We start from the raw sequence: 15,863 nt of genomic DNA on the forward strand, positions 1-15,863 counted from the left end.
TCTGTACAGAACAGGTGGCGACATGTCGAGCAGGATCGCGCCATACATCACCGCGTGGAGTGCCGAGCAGGATCTGCCGTGCGCGCTGGTGGAGCAGCCCGACCGCAGCATCGGATACGCGAACGAGTTGCTGAGCGATCGCGATCGGCACGGCGTGCTGTGGCGCCAGACAACCCTGCGCCATCAGGTCGGACAGCCCGAGTTCGCTCGGGTTCACCCGTTGCGGCAGCGGCGTGCGATGGAACTGTTGCTGTGTCAGGTTTGCGGCGGGCCGGCGGATCGAAACGACGACGGCGTCCTATGGCTTCAACGGGACTACCGCGACGACTGGCAGCAGTGGCCTGAGGGGATGGCTTCGGTCGAGCCGCCGATATGCCTGCCGTGTGTGCCCATCGCGGCGCGCATGTGTCCTGCGCTGCAACGAGGAGCTGTGACGGTTCGTGTGAGGGACTGCCCGATTGCGGGCGTGCGTGGCGTGTTCTACAAGCAGAGCTTGCTGGCACCTACAGCCGCTACGGCCGGGAACTTCGCCTACGACGATCCCGCGACAAGAAGGGTTGTCGCCTCCGCGCTTATCCGCGAACTGCGTGGCTGTGTCATCGTCCCGCTCGAAGAGTTGAGCGGGACGATGACGCGAAGCCTCTAGCCGTTCAGGACCGCGCGCGACATGACCACGCGCTGCACCTGGTTCGTGCCCTCGTAGATCTGCGTGATCTTCGCGTCGCGCATCATCCGCTCGACCGGGAAGTCACGCGTGTAGCCGGCGCCGCCGAACAGCTGCACCGCGTCCGTCGTGACCTCCATGGCCACGTCGGAGGCGAAGCACTTGGCCGCGGCGGTGATGAAGCCGATGTTCGGCTCGCCGCGCTCGGCCTTGGCCGCTGCCACGTAGACCATGTGGCGGGCCGCCTCGATCTTCATCGCCATGTCGGCGAGCATGAACTGGACGCCCTGGAAGTCCGAAATGGACTTGCCGAACTGCTTGCGGTCCTTGACGTACGCGACCGCCGCTTCGAGGGCACCCTGTGCGATGCCGACCGCCTGCGCGCCGATCGTCGGGCGCGTGTGGTCCAGCGTCTTCAGGGCCGTCTTCAGGCCCGTGCCGGGCTCGCCGATGATCCGGGAGGCCGGGATCGTGCAGTTCTCGAAGTAGATCTCGCGGGTCGGCGAGCCCTTGATGCCGAGCTTGCGCTCCTTCGGGCCCACGGAGAAGCCCGGGTCGTCCTTGTGCACGACGAACGCGGAGATGCCCTGGGACTTCTTCGGCGCGTTGGGGTCCGTCACGGCCATGACGGTGTACCAGGTGGACTCGCCGGCGTTGGTGATCCAGCACTTGGTGCCGTTGAGCACCCAGTGGTCACCGTCCAGCAAAGCCCTGGTCCGCATCGACGCGGTGTCGGAGCCCGCCTCGCGCTCGGACAGGGCGTAGGAGGCCATGGCCTCGCCCGAGGCGATGGACGGCATGACGAGCTGCTTGAGCTCGTCGGAGGCCGAGAGCAGGATCGGCATGGTGCCGAGCTTGTTCACGGCCGGGATCAGCGAGGACGACGCGCAGACGCGGGCCACTTCCTCGATGACGATGCAGGTGGCCACGGAGTCCGCGCCCTGGCCGTCGTAGTCATCTGGCACGTGGACGGCCGCGAAGCCCGCCTTGACCAGTGCGTTGTGTGCCTCTACCGGGAAGCGCTCGTTCTCGTCGACCTCGGCCGCGAACGGCTTGATCTCCTTCTCGGCGAGCGAGCGGACGGCCTCTCGCAGCGCCTCGTGCTCCTCGGCGAGCTGATAGGTGCCGAAGCTCGGGTTCACCTTGTTACCTCCCAGTAGCGAGTACTCGGCACGATGTTAGCGCCCGTTCACGTCGGGCGCTGCTGTGCTGTTGAGCACTCAGAGGGACTTCTGCAGGGCCGCGTCCTTGTCTAGTACGAGCTGCTCGAGTTCTGACTGGAAGCGCGCGATGCGTTCCTGCAGGGCCGGGTCGGACGCGGCCAGGATCCGGACGGCCAGCAGGCCCGCGTTGCGGGCGCCGCCGATGGCCATGGTCGCCACCGGGATGCCCGCGGGCATCTGCACGATCGAGAGCAGCGAGTCCATGCCGTCGAGGTACTTGAGCGGCACGGGGACGCCGATGACCGGGAGCACGGTGGCGGAGGCGACCATGCCGGGCAGGTGGGCGGCGCCGCCGGCACCCGCGATGATCGCGCGCAGACCGCGTGACGCGGCGGAGTTCGCGTAGTCGATCATGCGCTGCACGGTGCGGTGCGCGGAGACGACGCTGACCTCGTACTCCACGTCGAACTCGGCGAGGGCTTCGGCGGCCGCCTTCATCACCGGCCAGTCCGAGTCACTGCCCATGATCACGCCAACCTGAGTCACTCCGCACTCCGCTTCTCGCCGTGGATGTCGTAGCCGTCTGACCACACGCCCGTGGACAGCCAGTCCGCGGCGAGCCGCGCGCGCTGACGGACCTCGGTCATGTCCTTGCCGAGGAACGTCACGTGCCCGACCTTGCGGCCCGGCCGTTCCTCCTTGCCGTACAGGTGCACGTGCGCGTCCGGGAACCGGGCGAACAGGTGGTGCACGCGCTCGTCCGGGCCCATCGCGGGCACATCGGTCGCCCCGAGGACGTTCGCCATCACGACGGCCGGCGCCATCAGGTCGGTGCGGCCCAGCGGGTAGTCCAGGACGGCGCGCAGGTGCTGTTCGAACTGCGACGTGCGCGCGCCCTCGATCGACCAGTGGCCGGAGTTGTGCGGGCGCATCGCGAGCTCGTTCACGACCACGCCGTCCGCGGTCTCGAACAGCTCGACCGCCAGCACGCCCACGACGCCCAGCGCGTCGGCGACCTTCAGCGCCAGCTCCTGGGCAGCGGAGCCGTCCAGCGCGGGCGCGGGTGCGAGGACCTCGACGCAGATGCCGTCGGACTGCACGGTCTCGACGACCGGCCACGCCGCGCCCTGCCCGAACGGCGAGCGCGCCACGACGGCCGCCAGCTCGCGACGCATCGGCACGCACTGCTCGACCATCAGCGGCGTGCCGGACTCCAGCAGCTCGGGCACGACGCGCTCGGCGCTCTGCGGGGTGTTCAGCATCCACACGCCACGGCCGTCGTAACCGCCGCGGATCGCCTTCAGCACGCACGGCCAGCCGTTCGAGGCGCCGAACTTCAGCACGTCGCGCACCTCGTGCACCTCGGCGAACGGCGGCACCGGCAGCCCCAGCTCTGCCAGCCGCACGCGCATCTTCAGCTTGTCCTGCGCGAACTGCAGCGCGTCCGGACCGGGGTACACCTTCACGCCCTCGGCGGTCAGCGCGCGCAGGTGCTCCTGCGGCACGTGCTCGTGGTCGAACGTGACGACCTCGCAGCCCTTCGCGAACGCGCGCAACGCGTCCAGGTCGGTGTGCGTGCCGAGCACCACGTCCCGCGCGACGAGCGCGGCGGGGTCGTTCTCGGAGACTGCGAGCACGCGCAGCGACTGCCCGAGGGGGATCGCGGCCTGGTGCGTCATGCGGGCGAGCTGCCCGCCGCCGATCATTCCGACGACGGGGAGACGGGTACGAGAGTCCACGGTTCAGGCATTCTACCTGCGGCTTCTTGCACGCTATCCCTCGGTCTTGGCGGTGGCGCTCTCCTGGGTGACCTGGGCGGGATCGGCGTCGGGGTCAGGGTCAGGGCCGGGTGCGGGATCGGAGTCCGGGTCAGGAGCCTCGTCGACCGCAGGCTCGGGCGCGGACTCGGCCATGGCCTCGGTCTCGGTCTCGGTCGGCGAACCGGCCTCCGGGACCGGCTGAGGCTCGGGCACCGGCGGACCGAGGCGGCGGTGCGCACGGGAGGGCTTCCACCCACCGCCGTTGCTCATCAGCCGGAAGACCACGAACAGCAGGGCCGCCGTGATCAGCGCGCACACCACGAACTCGGCGATCTGGAACCACACCATCCGCTCGATCGGCTGGTACTCGACGTACGTACCGATGGCGGCGTTCGTACGGCGCATGCAGTTGGTCTCGTTGATGGCCGTCAGGCAGGCGCCCAGGGAAGACACCGGTTCCAGGTCTGCCCCGGCGTAGCCGTGGCCGAGCTCCAGGCCTCGCTCGGGCACTACCGCCGTGTCCTCCCAACGGGCGATCACGCGTGCCGGTGGCCAGTAGAAGGAACGCACGAACACGGACAGGACGACGCGCACGGCCACGAAGAGCACCGTCGTCACCGCGATCGCCGTCACGACGTTCCTGCTCAGCAAACCCATGAGCACGCCGATCGAGAGCCCGAGCGCGGCGTAACCGACCTGCACGAGCGAGTTGGCCTCGAAGCTGTTCCACGTCCGCACGGAACCGAAGTAGCCGTCGCCGCCGCCGATGAGCGCCGCCAGCAGCACGGCCAGGCCGCCGAGCACGATCAGCTTGCCGCGCAACCACTGCACGGGCGTGACGTCCTGGCCCCACGCCACGAAGTAGGTGCGTTCCTCCAGCTCGCGAGCGATCAGCGGGGCACCCCAGAACGCGCCGACCAACGCGCCGAACCCGACCTGCACGATCAACGCGTAGAAGCCGCCGATCGGCATCAAGGACTCGGCGAACGTGATCGCCTCGATCGACCACAGGTTCCAGATGGCGATCAGCGCGACGACCGAAAGGCCGGAGATGGCCCAGCGGTGCTGGCGCCAGGTCAGCCAGATGAGCGAGTTCAGCTTCACAGGTCACGCTCCAGGTGCGCCACGACCAGTTCCTCCAGCGTCACGTACCGGGCCGTCCACGGTTCGTCGATCCGCGTGCCGCCCGACCTCACCAGGTACGACGACTGCGCCCTGCCGTGCTTCGCCAGCACCACGTGCCCGTCCACGGGCGACTTCGAGGCGTGCGGACCGGTGTAGAGGACGTGTTCCTCCAGCAGTTCGTCGGCGTCGCCGTCCACCAGCAGCCGGCCGCGCGAGAGCACCAGCAACCGGTCGGCCACACCGGCGATCTCCCCCACGGCGTGCGTGGAGAAGATCAGCGTCGTGCCCCTGTCGTTGACCTCGGTCAGCAACTCCCGCATGACCTTCCTGCGCGCCAGCGGATCGAGTTCGGCCAGCGGCTCGTCCAGCATCAGGACGTCGGGGCGGGACCCCAGCGCCAGCGCGAGCACCACGTGCGTGCGCTCACCACCGGACAGGTCCTCGACGTGGAGCTTGCGCGGGATCCGGAAGCGGTTGAGCCACTGGTTCGCCCGGTCGTGGTCCCAGACGGTGTTCATGCGGCGGCCGAACTCCAGCACGTCCGAGACCTTGAACGACTTGTACATGGGCTTGTGCTGGGGCACATAGGCCACCCTGCCCGCGATCGCCGTGCGGCCCGACTCGGGCATCAGGTGCCCTGCCAGGACGTTGAGCAGCGTCGTCTTGCCGGAGCCGTTGGCTCCCACCATCGCGGTGACGCTGCCCGGCGGCAGCTCGAAGGAGACGTCTCGTAACGCCCACTTCGACACTTCGGCCGCAACCACGCTCATTGCGCTCCCCCACTCAGCACTTCGCGCATCAGCGCGTAGATGTCCTCGTCCTCCAACCCGGCGGAGCGTGCCTCCGCGACCCATGCGGCGAGCTTGACGCGCAACGGGTCCAGGTCCTCGGGGGCGGCGGACCCCAAGGACGCTTTGACGAAGGTGCCGGAGCCCTGGCGGGCTTCGACGAGGCCGGCGAGCTCGAGCTCGCGGTAGGCCTTGAGCACGGTGTTCGCGTTCACGCCACTCGTGGCGACGACGTCGCGGACCGTCGGCAGGCGATCACCCGGCTGCAACCAGCCGAGCCTCAGAGCCTCCCTGACCTGCTGCCCTAGCTGCAGGTACGCGGGATAGCCACTGCCGCGGTCAACGTGGAACTCGACCACGCACGCTCCCCAGATTGTTCTAGTGGACTAGGACAATAGAACACTTCTGAGCGTGCTGTGAAGAGACCCCCGGTGGGGAAACGGGGAGATCCGCTGGGCGCGGGACAGGGGGTTCAGCGCCCGAGCGAGGTGAGGAGTGCACGCGCCTCGGCGTGCGTGTCCGGCAACTGCTCGACCCAGACCTTGGCGGGTCCGACCGGCCGGACGTTGGGGTCGTCGGCGAGCCGGTCGGCCGCCAGGACCCGCAGGTTCGAGACTCTTCGCGCCAGCAGCCCATCGCGTCTGACCAGCACCGCGGCCACGCACGGACCGAGGGTCGCCACCGTCTCGCCACCGTCGAAAACGGTGCGCAGCGCGTCGGACACGAGCGTCATCGCGACGACACGGGACCAGCCCGTGGCGCGGTGCACGTCGAGCCGCAGCAGGACGAGGGCGTAGTCGAGCGGCGCGACCGGGGTCTCCCGGTACACCTCGCCCAGCCGCGTCCGCAGGTAGGCGGCGGTCGCGAGCCCCGTCAACGGGTCCTCGGCCGAGCACTCGCCCGCCTGCTTCGTCACGACGTCCGCCCAACCCAGCGCTGTCATGCGCACCATCCGGGAAGGGAGCGCGTCGACGTCCGGCGACACCATGTGCGACATCTCGGTCAGCACGGCGTGCAGCGCGGCCAGGTCCAGCAGCGTCTCGCTCAGGCCCGCCCCCGCCTCGGCACGGGCGCGGCCGAGCCGCACCAGCGCGTCGCCGGGGTCGGCGTCGTCCAGCATCGCCGCGCACACCTCGTCGACCTCGGCGAGCGGCCAGTCTGCGGGGAACGCCCAGCCGGCAGCCATGGTGGCGGTCCGCCACCTCGACTTCAGCAGGCGTTCCGCTTGTGCGACACCCACCCGGTCTCCCTTCAGTTCGCCCGATTCCAGGTGGGAGACGCGTCCGTCGCTGATTCGTGACGCAACCCGCGCGGGGGATTGAGATGACTCCTCCACACGCCGTAAGTCACACTGAGCGCCGCGAGGGAGGGAAACGAAGACTGTGGCAATCGTTCCTGCAGACGTCCAGGGGCCCAGCGACGCGGAACTCATCGAGTCCGTGCGCGGTGGGACCATCGACGCCTACGGCCAGTTGTACGAACGCCACGTCTCGGCGGCCTACAACCTCGCCCGCCAGCTGGCCCGCTCCCAGGCGGAGGCCGACGACCTCGTCTCCGAGGCGTTCGCGAAGGTGCTGGACACGCTCCGCGGTGGCCGCGGCCCCGACTCGGCGTTCCGCGCGTACCTGCTCACGGCGCTGCGACACACCGCGTACGACAAGACGCGCCGCGACAAGAAGGTCGACCTCACCGAGGACATGACCGACGTCGCGCCGGCCGTGCAGTTCAGCGACACCGCGGTGGCCGGACTCGAGAAGTCGATGGCCGCCCGCGCGTTCGCCGCACTGCCCGAGCGCTGGCAGATGGTGCTCTGGCACACCGAGATCGAGGGCCAGTCGCCCGCCGAGGTCGCCCCGCTGCTCGGGCTGACGGCCAACGGCGTGTCCGCGCTCGCCTACCGCGCCCGTGAGGGCCTCAAGCAGCAGTACCTGCAGATGCACCTGGCCGACACGGAGGCCGAACGCTGCCGCGCGACGGTCGACCGGCTCGGCGCCTGGACCCGCGCGGGCCTGTCCAAGCGCGAGGCGACCCAGGTCGAGGCGCACCTCGACGAGTGCGGGCGGTGCCGTGCGCTGGCCGCCGAGCTCGCGGACGTCAACGGCGCGCTGCGGATCTTCGTCGCCCCGCTGGTGCTGGGCATCGGTGCCACGACGTACCTGGTGGCCGCCGGAACGACGACGGCCGTCGTCGGTGCCGGAGCGGCCGCGGGCGGCGCGGGCGCCGTGGGTGCCGCGATCCCCCGTCAGCTGGTGACCGTGGGTGGCTCCGCTGCCGCCGTGGCCGCCGCCGTGGCGATCGCGCTGGCCGCCGCCGGTGGCGAACAGCAGGCGCCCGCGGTCCAGGCCGTCCAGCCGCCTCCCGCGCAGACGCAGGTCCAGACGCCGCGGCCGGTCCCGCCCGCGCCCGTGCCGCCTGCCCCGACCCCCACGACGGAACCGCCGACGACCACCACCACGGAGCCGCCGCCCTCGGTGACCCCGCCGGCGCCGGCCCCTGCTCCCGAACCCCCGGCCCCCGAGCCGCCCGCGCCCGCACCGCCGTTGCTCACGCCGACGACGCCGAGCGGGTACACGCTGACGCCGGGCGAGGAGCCCAAGGACTTCCCGATCACCATCCGGAACACCGGTGGCACCGCGGCACCGCCCGCGAGCATGGTGCTGAACCTGCCTCCCGGCGTCGTGTCGACCGGCGCCCCTGCCGGGTTCGGCGCCGCGCGCCTGCTGCAGCCGGACGGCGCGGCGGAGCAGATCGTGAACTGCCCCGCGGGCACCGGCACGATCACGTGCGTGACGCCGCAGGGCATCGCACCGGGCGGGCAGGCGACGTTCCGCTTCCAGCTGCGCGCGACCGACAGCGCGGTGCCCGGCAGGATCACGGGCGTCATCAGCGCGGGCACGTCGATCTCCGTCGACATCAGCGTCGAGGTCAACGTGCCGCCGGTGAACGACGACATCGACCTCACCGTGAAGACGTGGCAGGACGTGTGGTGGCACCACCCGCGTGCGGACGTCGGGGTGCGCAACAACGGCCCGCGCGCGGGCACGCTGAAGCTGGACATCTCCTCGACCGACGACCTGGTGATCTTCGCGCCGTACCGCCAGTGCGCGCAGACGAGCAAGACGTCGATCCGCTGCATCGCCGACCTGGACAAGGGCGACCGGTACCGGATGTCCTTCTGGGCGTTCGGGCGCAAGGGCGGCAACGTCAGCGTCACGGCCACGCTGGGCAACGCGACGAAGTCCGTGACCGTGCCGCTCAAGGGCTGGCCGGAGAAGCCGCCGGGCGAGGAACCGCCGAACCCGCCGACGACCACCACGACGGTGCCGCCGACGACCACGACCACGCAGCCGACCAGGCCGACGCAGCCGACCGAGCCGACGAAGCCGGGCACTCCGACCGTCCCGACGAAGCCGACCGAACCGGTGGAGACGACGACCCCGGACGTGTCGCCGCCGTCCTCGACGGAGCCGTCAGTGCCTCCGACGACACCGCCGTCGACCACGCCCCCGACGCGGGAGGAACCGTGCGAACCGAGCGGCCTGCTGCCTGGGCTGATCGGCGGTCTGCTGGGGCAGCCGTCCTGCGAACCACCGCGAAGTTGATCAAAAGTTGATCTTTGATCGTCACTGAACGTGCTGGTCACGCGCCTCAGGGTGGCGGAATGTAACACCCGGAGGCCGGCGTCGTTACCTTGATCAGTACGCTGATCCGGTGCTGCCAGTCGTTCGCCGCGCCATGAGCCGGATGCCAGAGCCGCTTCAGTTCCTGTTGCACAAGCACCGCGAGATGATCAGGTTCGCCCTGGTCGGTGGCACGACGTTCCTCATCGACAACGGCGTCTGGTACGCGCTCAAGCTCACCGTGCTGACCGACAAGGTCGTCACGGCGAAGGTCATCGGCGTGCTGGTGGCGATCATCGCCTCGTACGTGCTGTCCCGCGAGTGGTCCTTCCACACCCGCGGCGGCCGCGAACGTCACCACGAAGCGGCCCTGTTCTTCCTGGTCAGCGGCCTCGGTGTGGGTATCAACATCCTGCCGCTGTGGCTCTCGCGGCACCTCTTCGGCCTGCAGGCCCCGTTCGTCTCGGTGCTGACCGAGGAGGTCGCGGACTTCGTCTCCGGCTCGATCATCGGCATGCTGCTGGCCACCGGCTTCAAGTTCTGGGCGATGCGGCGCTGGGTCTTCCCGGACGCCGACGCGCGACCGGACCGGCGCGTTCACCCGATCTCCGTAGACTCGTCGCGTGTCCCTAGCCGAAACAGTGGTCTCGCGGTTCCCGGAACCGATTCGGTCGATCGCGCTGAAGCATCGTGAACTAGTCAAGTTCGCCCTGGTCGGGGGCACCTGCTTCGTGATCGACACGGTCCTGTTCTTCGGGATCAAGACCGTGGTCCTGCCGAACAACCCGGTGACGGCGAAGATCATCGCGACGCTCGTCGCCACGATCGTGTCGTACATCCTGAACAGGGAGTGGTCGTTCCGCACCCGTGGCGGGCGCGAGCGTCACCACGAGGCGTTGCTGTTCTTCCTGGTCAACGGCATCGGCATCGTGCTGAACTCGGCACCGCTGTACATCGCGCGATACGCGTTCCACCTCCAGGAACCGCACGTGTCGCGGCTCACCGAGGAGATCTCGGACTTCCTTAGCGCGCAGATCGTCGGCACGCTCATCGCGATGGCGTTCCGGTGGTACGGCTACAAGAACTGGGTCTTCCCCGAGGAGAACGCCCGCAACAGCCGGTCGATCGACGACGAGAAGGAGCTCGGCCACAGCTAACGCGGTGTGTTCGGCGTCTTCCAGGAGATGCCCACCACGTCCTGCGCCTTCGGCACCGGCAGGAACACGGCGAACGTCGCCGGCCGCGCCGTGGACAGCTCCAGCCTGCCGCCGTCCGCGTCGACCAGCGCCCGTGCCAGCGCCAGCCCCACACCGGTCGAGCCACCGCCGGAGACGCCGCGTTCGAAGATGTGCGCCGCGAGGTCGTCCGGCACACCCGCTCCGCCGTCGCTGACCTCCACGACGACCGTGCCCTCCTCGCTGCGCGCGGAGACGACCACCGATCCCTCGCCGTGGCGCAGGGCGTTGTCCAGCAGCACCCCGATGGCCTCGCGCAGGCGGGCGGGGGTGGCGCGGGCCAGCAGGCCGTCCGGGACGCGGACGCGCAACGCCCTGCCCTGGCTCCTGACCTGCTCACGCCACTCGTCGGCGATCAGGGTCAGCGCGGGCCGCAGCTCCAGCGGTTCGGCGCCGACGGCTCGGGCCGCACGGGCCGCCGCGAGCAGCTCGTCGAGCACGGCGGCGAGGCGTTCTGCCTGTTCCAGGGCCGCTCGGGCCTCAGCGGCCGTCTCCGGTTCCGGGTGCTCCGCGAGGGCCTCCAGACGTAGCTGAAGCGCCGTGAGACGGCTGCGGAGCTGGTGGGAGACGTCGCCGACGAGCTCGCGTTCACGCTGGACGAGCCTCGCCAGTGCCGTGGCGGAGGTGTCGAGGGCCTCGGAGACGGCGTCGAGCTCCTGGATGTTGTAGCGCTGTTCGTCCGCGCGGAAGTCGCCTGCGCCCAGTCTGGAGGCGCGGGCGGCCACGTGCCCCAGCGGTTTGGCAAGCGTTTGCGCCGTCACCAGGGCCACGACGGTGCCCGTACCCACCGAGAGCGCCAGCAGGAGCAGCACCAGGCCTGCCACCTGGGCCTGCTGCGTGTGCATCGGCCCGGACGGGATCTCCAGGCGGACGGTGCCCTGCTGCGCGATCGGCAGCTCGACGGTCAGCGGGTCGTCCCCCGGCGAGGGGCCGGTGGTGCTGGTGCTGCCCGACGACGTGACCGTGAGGCGGCCGTCGGTCGGGATGGCGATCCGGACGGCCTCGACGTCGAGGCTCTGCTGCTTGGCGAGCTGGTCGTCGAACGTCGTCGCGATCCGCTGGGCGCTCTCGCTCAGGTCGCCGCGGGCCGTGTCCTCGACGAGCTGCAGCGCGGTGTAGCCGAGGGGAAGACCGAGCACGATCCCCGTGACGGCGACGGCGAGCAGGATCGCCCGCAGGATCCGGCGGCGCACTAGTCGGCGTTGAAGCGGAAGCCGCGGCCGCGGACGGTCGCGATGCGCTTCTCCGCGGAGTTCGGCGTGCCGTCGCTGAGCTTCCTGCGCAACCACGACATGTGCATGTCGAGCGTCTTGCTGCCCTTGAGGTCCGGGTCGTTCCAGACCTCGGACAGGATCTCGTCGCGGCTCACGACCTGCCCCGCGCGCTGGATCAGCACTTTGAGCAGCTCGAACTCCTTGTTCGCCAGCTGGATCTCGCCGCCGTCGACCGTGACGCGGCGGGCGGCCAGGTCGACGCGCACGCCGTTGACCTCCAGCGTCCCCGGTGCACGGCGGCGCAGCAGAGCCCGGATGCGGGCCATCAGCTCGGCCAGCCGGAACGGCTTGGCCACGTAGTCGTCCGCGCCCGCGTCGAGCCCGACCACGAAGTCGACCTCGTCCGCTCGCGCGGTGAGCATCAGCACGGGCACGCTCCTGCCGCTCTGCCGAAGCCGGCGGCACACCTCCAGTCCGTCCATCCCCGGCAGGCCGAGATCCAGCACCAGGAGGTCGATTCCCCCGGCGATGGCGGCTTCGAAGGCACTTGGCCCGTCACTGACGACCTGCACCGAATAGCCCTCCCGCGTCAAAGCGCGGGAAAGCGGTTCGGCGATGGCCGGGTCGTCCTCGGCCAGCAACACCACGCTCACGGGCCCCAGCGTATTCGTGGAACGATCGCCGCGTGTCACGCCACGATGCTGATCTCGAACTCGCCCTCCGCCTCGCCGACGCCGCCGACGCGATCACCGCGACCCGGTTCCGCGCCCACGACCTCGCCGTGGAGCGCAAGCCGGACCGCACGCCCGTCACCGATGCCGACGTCGCGGTGGAGGACGCGGTCCGCGCCGTGCTGGCCGCCGAACGCCCCGACGACGTCGTCATGGGCGAGGAACGCGGCGGCACGCTGGACGCGGCGCGCGTCTGGGTGCTCGACCCGATCGACGGCACCAAGAACTTCCTGCGCGGCGTGCCGATCTGGGCGACGCTGATCGCCCTGGTCGAGGACGGCGTGCCGGTCGTGGGTGTCGTGTCCGCGCCCGCCATGGGCCGCCGTTGGTGGGCTGCTGCGGGCGGTGGCGCGTTCGCGTCCGACGCCTCCGGTGAGCGCGCCATCTCCGTGTCCGGTGTGCGCTCTCTCGAAGACGCCTACGTGTCCACGACGGACATCAAGTCGTGGGTGGAGTACCACTCACGTGAGGCGTGGTTGCGGCTCGTGGACGCGACCTGGGAGAGCCGCGCGTTCGGCGACTTCTACCAGCACTGCCTGGTCGCCGAGGGCGCCATCGACCTCGCACCGGAGTGCGTGGCGAACCCGTGGGACATCGCCCCGTTCCAGGTGCTGGTGCCCGAGGCAGGTGGCCGTTTCACCTCGCTCGACGGCGAGGAGCGCTACGACGGCGGCAGCGTGCTGACGTCGAACGGCCACCTGCACGAGCCCGCGCTCAAGCTGTTGGCACGCTGAGACTTCCGCGCGCGACCTGGGCCCAGGCCAGCCGGCCGAAGAGGTAGTGGCACGCCACGCTCTCGTCGTCGAACCGGGCCCAGTCGTAGCGGTTGCCCTGCTCCTGCCAGAAGACCTCGTGCCCGGTCTCGTCGGCGAGCAGGCACCAGCGCCCCTCCGCCTCCTCGCCGATGCTGACGACGTCGTCCGGCACGCCGATCCTGGTCAGCCACTCGGGCAGCGACTCGACGTTCATGCGGTGATCTCCGTGAGGTAGCCGAGCGCGACGAGGTCCGCGACGGGGTAGGTGGTGCGGTACCGGCTGCCACCGCCGGGCTGTCCGAACCAGGGTGCGCTGATCGTGCGGTGGACGGGCAGGTCCCTGACGACGCGGTACCGCCGGTAGCCCTCCTCCGCCGCCTGGGGTGGCAGCGAACGCTGGGCGAACGGGGTGCCCGCCGCGCTCAGGACGCGGCCTTCCGGGGTTCCGAACCTGTCCAGTTCGGCGCCTGCCTCCAGGACCTCCGGCCGGCTGTCCTCGTAGCCGCCCTCGCGTTCGGCCGGCCAGCGCGGGGTGCCGTCCTCGTGCTGGAACAGGCTCTCCCAGTCGCGTTCGTGCATGCCCGCGAGCGGGTCGTGGCCCTCCAGCAGCTCCTGCACGATCGGGTGATCCTTGCCGAGGCCCTCTGACGGGACCGACGGCGTCGCGGAGGAGAGGTCGACCGCCTGCGGGTGGTCGTCCGGGGCGAACCTCGGCACGACCTGCTCCTGCACCTGCGGGGGCGGCGGGAGCTGACGGGCGGGCTTCGGGGCCAGGCGCGGAGCCCGTCCCGCACTCAGGAAGACGGCCATGAACCAGCTTCCGGCCGCAGCCGCCGTGTAGGTGTGGCCGAGGATCTCGCCGGCGAGGCCGGGGTCGCCCAGGGCCTCGACCCGGTTGTCGAGGCGGTCGCTGAGCGCGTGCGAGCCGGGGTGACCGCCGGAGTCGACGGTCGCCAGCGGCCCCGAGGTCGTGGTCCCGGCGCCGAGGTCGACGTCGGCACCCGGCGCGGCCGGGGTGGCGATGGTGTCGCCGACCTGCCGCTCGCCGCGTTCGTCCACGGTCGCGAGGTCGCCGTCCAGCAACGCCTCCGCGGCGTCCTTGGACAGGTCCTTGGCGGCGGCGTCCTTGGCCGTCACCGGACCCTGCGAGCTCTGGGCCGAGGTGTGCGTGCCGGACTGGCTCTGCCCCGGCCCCTGCACCTGGCTCGACTGGGTACCGGCCTGGCCGCCGAACTGGGTGGGCTGTGCGGTGGCGGGCACGGCGCCGGGCATGCCGGTCTTGCCGGCCACCGCCTGCGACCCCGCCTTCGCGTCGCCCAGCTTCGCCTCGCCGGCCTTGGCCTCGCCGACCTTGGCTTCCGCTGCCTTCGCCTCGGCGGCTTTCGCCTCCGTGGCCTTGGCGGCCTGCTGGGACTGCTGAGCGGCCTGCCCAGCCTGTCCCTGCTGGCCGGGCGCCTGCGGGCCCTGCTGTCCCACCACGGCACCGACCTGGGAGGCCGCAGCCGGAACACCACCGACAGCGCCACCCACGGCACCGCCGACAGCACCCACGGCGCCACCGATCGGCCCACCGGCCGGAGCAGCCATCGCCGGACCCGCGGGTGCGGCCGGCGCGGCGGGTGCCGCGGCCTGAGGTGCGGAAGGAGCCTGACCGGGCATTTCAGACCCGCGCACCATCGGCGGGTCGAGCACGGCACCGGAGGCCTGCGTCGTGTTGTCGGCAACGGGTCCGAGGTGGCCCTGAACGCTCGGGATCACGTCGGCCACCGGCTGCGCGACGGGCGCGACGACCTGTCCGACCGCATGACCGGCGTCCGCGACGATGCCGGTCACAAAACCGCCCTTGCCCTCGCCGCCACGACCGTGCCCGTTCCCAGGCCCCTGGCCCTGGTTGTCACCACGGGGACCGTCGCCGTCACCACGACCGTCGAACACCGGACCGGCGGCGTCACGACCACCAGGCACCGCGTCCAGCACCGGCGCCACCACAGCGGCAGCAGGCGCGGTCACGGGCGCGGCAGCGTCAAGGACCGGCGCGGCAACCTCAGTGACAGCACCGACAACAGGCGCCAGCGGTGCCGTCACAGCTCCGACAACAGGCGCGACCGGAGCCGTCACCGCACCCACAACGGGTGCCACCGCCTCAGTCACCGGCGCGACCACAGCGGCAACGGGCTCGACGACGGGAGCGACAACGCCCGCCACCGGTGCGACCGCACCACCGACGAGGTTCAGCAGCCCACCGCCACCGCCGGCCCCGTGGGAGCCGGGCGCGGTGTTGACGGGCGGCGTGCTCTGGCTCATGTCGATGCCGCTGTCCAGCCGGATGGCGGAGCTCAACGTGTTCTGGAGGTTCGCGACGTTGGCCGCGGCCCCCTTCGTCAACGTGTCCAGCCCGAGCAGCGCGTTGGGGTTGCCGGCACTCGCAGACGCCGTCGCGGCGTCGTTGTTCTTGGCGAGCGTCACCAGCTCGCGCACGATCTCGACCTTGGCCGCCCCCACCTGCTTGGCGGCGTGGTCGAGCCGGTCAGCGGCGGCATGACACCCGCGGGCAGCCCGGTGGAAGTCGCCGTCAGGAGCCACGACCTTGGCCCATCGACCACGCGCGGCGTCCCCGGTAGCGCCGGACACGCCGTGCAGCGCACGGGACGCGGCCCCGTCGGACGAGGTGCCCAAACTCTTGATCTTGTCGCCGGCCTCGCGCCAGGCAGTGGCGCTGGACCGCATGGCGTCCTCGTCGGCCTTGGGCCACGAGACACCGGCCTTGGCCGCGACGGCGGCGAGTTCGGCGGGAAGCTCGATGCCCAT

Annotated in this window: 16 protein-coding genes; 5 read left to right on the forward strand and 11 right to left on the reverse strand. The window is 70.8% G+C overall.

The genetic code is table 11. The features are described 5' to 3' along the window. Positions 1 to 22 precede the first annotated feature (22 nt). Complete coding sequence (locus ACSHWB_RS09230; RefSeq protein WP_439661668.1) at positions 23 to 646, forward strand: hypothetical protein; 624 nt, start codon at positions 23 to 25, stop codon at positions 644 to 646. Here the strand turns inward: ACSHWB_RS09230 and ACSHWB_RS09235 are convergent. The 7 genes from ACSHWB_RS09235 to ACSHWB_RS09265 form a co-directional block, all read right to left on the reverse strand. After that, a complete protein-coding gene (locus tag ACSHWB_RS09235; protein WP_439661669.1) occupies positions 643 to 1,806 on the reverse strand; it encodes an acyl-CoA dehydrogenase in 1,164 nt (387 codons plus the stop codon). The genes ACSHWB_RS09230 and ACSHWB_RS09235 overlap by 4 nt on opposite strands. 78 nt (positions 1,807 to 1,884) lie before the next feature. Next, positions 1,885 to 2,373 carry a 5-(carboxyamino)imidazole ribonucleotide mutase gene (purE, locus tag ACSHWB_RS09240; RefSeq protein WP_439661670.1) on the reverse strand — a complete coding sequence of 163 codons (489 nt, stop codon included), beginning with the start codon at positions 2,371 to 2,373 and terminating at the stop codon, positions 1,885 to 1,887. Next, positions 2,370 to 3,566: a 5-(carboxyamino)imidazole ribonucleotide synthase gene (locus tag ACSHWB_RS09245; protein WP_439661671.1), complete on the reverse strand. Its 1,197-nt coding sequence runs from the start codon at positions 3,564 to 3,566 to the stop codon at positions 2,370 to 2,372. The genes purE and ACSHWB_RS09245 overlap by 4 nt, the downstream gene beginning before the upstream one ends. Before the next feature lie 33 nt (positions 3,567 to 3,599). Further along, positions 3,600 to 4,691, reverse strand: a complete 1,092-nt coding sequence (locus tag ACSHWB_RS09250) for a hypothetical protein (RefSeq protein WP_439661672.1) — start codon at positions 4,689 to 4,691, stop codon at positions 3,600 to 3,602. After that, positions 4,688 to 5,482, reverse strand: coding sequence for an ABC transporter ATP-binding protein (locus tag ACSHWB_RS09255; protein WP_439661673.1), 795 nt, complete (start codon positions 5,480 to 5,482; stop codon positions 4,688 to 4,690). The genes ACSHWB_RS09250 and ACSHWB_RS09255 overlap by 4 nt, the downstream gene beginning before the upstream one ends. Then, positions 5,479 to 5,859 (reverse strand): GntR family transcriptional regulator, encoded by a 381-nt coding sequence (locus ACSHWB_RS09260; RefSeq protein WP_439661674.1) that lies wholly within the window; start codon positions 5,857 to 5,859, stop codon positions 5,479 to 5,481. Before ACSHWB_RS09260 ends, ACSHWB_RS09255 begins: the two co-directional genes overlap by 4 nt. 113 nt (positions 5,860 to 5,972) lie before the next feature. Further along, positions 5,973 to 6,740, reverse strand: coding sequence for a GGDEF domain-containing protein (locus ACSHWB_RS09265; RefSeq protein ID WP_439661675.1), 768 nt, complete (start codon positions 6,738 to 6,740; stop codon positions 5,973 to 5,975). Between the two features lie 142 nt (positions 6,741 to 6,882). On the opposite strand from ACSHWB_RS09265, the gene ACSHWB_RS09270 reads away from it, so the two are divergent. The 3 genes from ACSHWB_RS09270 (at position 6,883) to ACSHWB_RS09280 (ending at position 10,277) form a co-directional block, all read left to right on the forward strand. Next, positions 6,883 to 9,102 carry a sigma-70 family RNA polymerase sigma factor gene (locus tag ACSHWB_RS09270; protein ID WP_439661676.1) on the forward strand — a complete coding sequence of 740 codons (2,220 nt, stop codon included), beginning with the start codon at positions 6,883 to 6,885 and terminating at the stop codon, positions 9,100 to 9,102. Positions 9,103 to 9,214: 112 nt separating this feature from the next. Further along, positions 9,215 to 9,814 (forward strand): GtrA family protein, encoded by a 600-nt coding sequence (locus tag ACSHWB_RS09275; RefSeq protein WP_439664551.1) that lies wholly within the window; start codon positions 9,215 to 9,217, stop codon positions 9,812 to 9,814. Continuing rightward, a complete protein-coding gene (locus tag ACSHWB_RS09280) occupies positions 9,762 to 10,277 on the forward strand; it encodes a GtrA family protein (protein WP_439664552.1) in 516 nt (171 codons plus the stop codon). Before ACSHWB_RS09275 ends, ACSHWB_RS09280 begins: the two co-directional genes overlap by 53 nt. On the opposite strand, the gene ACSHWB_RS09285 is transcribed toward ACSHWB_RS09280, so the two are convergent. Together ACSHWB_RS09285 and ACSHWB_RS09290 are read right to left on the reverse strand one after the other, a co-directional pair. Then, entirely contained in the window at positions 10,274 to 11,548 is a 1,275-nt protein-coding gene (locus ACSHWB_RS09285) for an ATP-binding protein (protein WP_439661677.1), read from the reverse strand. The genes ACSHWB_RS09280 and ACSHWB_RS09285 overlap by 4 nt on opposite strands. Further along, positions 11,548 to 12,222 carry a response regulator transcription factor gene (locus tag ACSHWB_RS09290; protein WP_439661678.1) on the reverse strand — a complete coding sequence of 225 codons (675 nt, stop codon included), beginning with the start codon at positions 12,220 to 12,222 and terminating at the stop codon, positions 11,548 to 11,550. The genes ACSHWB_RS09285 and ACSHWB_RS09290 overlap by 1 nt, the downstream gene beginning before the upstream one ends. A 32-nt stretch (positions 12,223 to 12,254) precedes the next feature. On the opposite strand from ACSHWB_RS09290, the gene hisN reads away from it, so the two are divergent. Continuing rightward, positions 12,255 to 13,034, forward strand: coding sequence for a histidinol-phosphatase (gene hisN, locus ACSHWB_RS09295; protein ID WP_439661679.1), 780 nt, complete (start codon positions 12,255 to 12,257; stop codon positions 13,032 to 13,034). Here the strand turns inward: hisN and ACSHWB_RS09300 are convergent. After that, on the reverse strand, positions 13,015 to 13,269 hold the full coding sequence (locus ACSHWB_RS09300; protein ID WP_439661680.1) for a hypothetical protein: 255 nt from the start codon (positions 13,267 to 13,269) through the stop codon (positions 13,015 to 13,017). The two genes, hisN and ACSHWB_RS09300, sit on opposite strands and share 20 nt — an antisense overlap. Continuing rightward, positions 13,266 to 15,863 carry a TNT domain-containing protein gene (locus tag ACSHWB_RS09305; RefSeq protein WP_439661681.1) on the reverse strand — a complete coding sequence of 866 codons (2,598 nt, stop codon included), beginning with the start codon at positions 15,861 to 15,863 and terminating at the stop codon, positions 13,266 to 13,268. The genes ACSHWB_RS09300 and ACSHWB_RS09305 overlap by 4 nt, the downstream gene beginning before the upstream one ends.

Origin of the sequence: Lentzea sp. HUAS TT2, assembly GCF_051853195.1 — a bacterium.
Classification (GTDB): Bacteria; Actinomycetota; Actinomycetes; order Mycobacteriales; family Pseudonocardiaceae; genus Lentzea.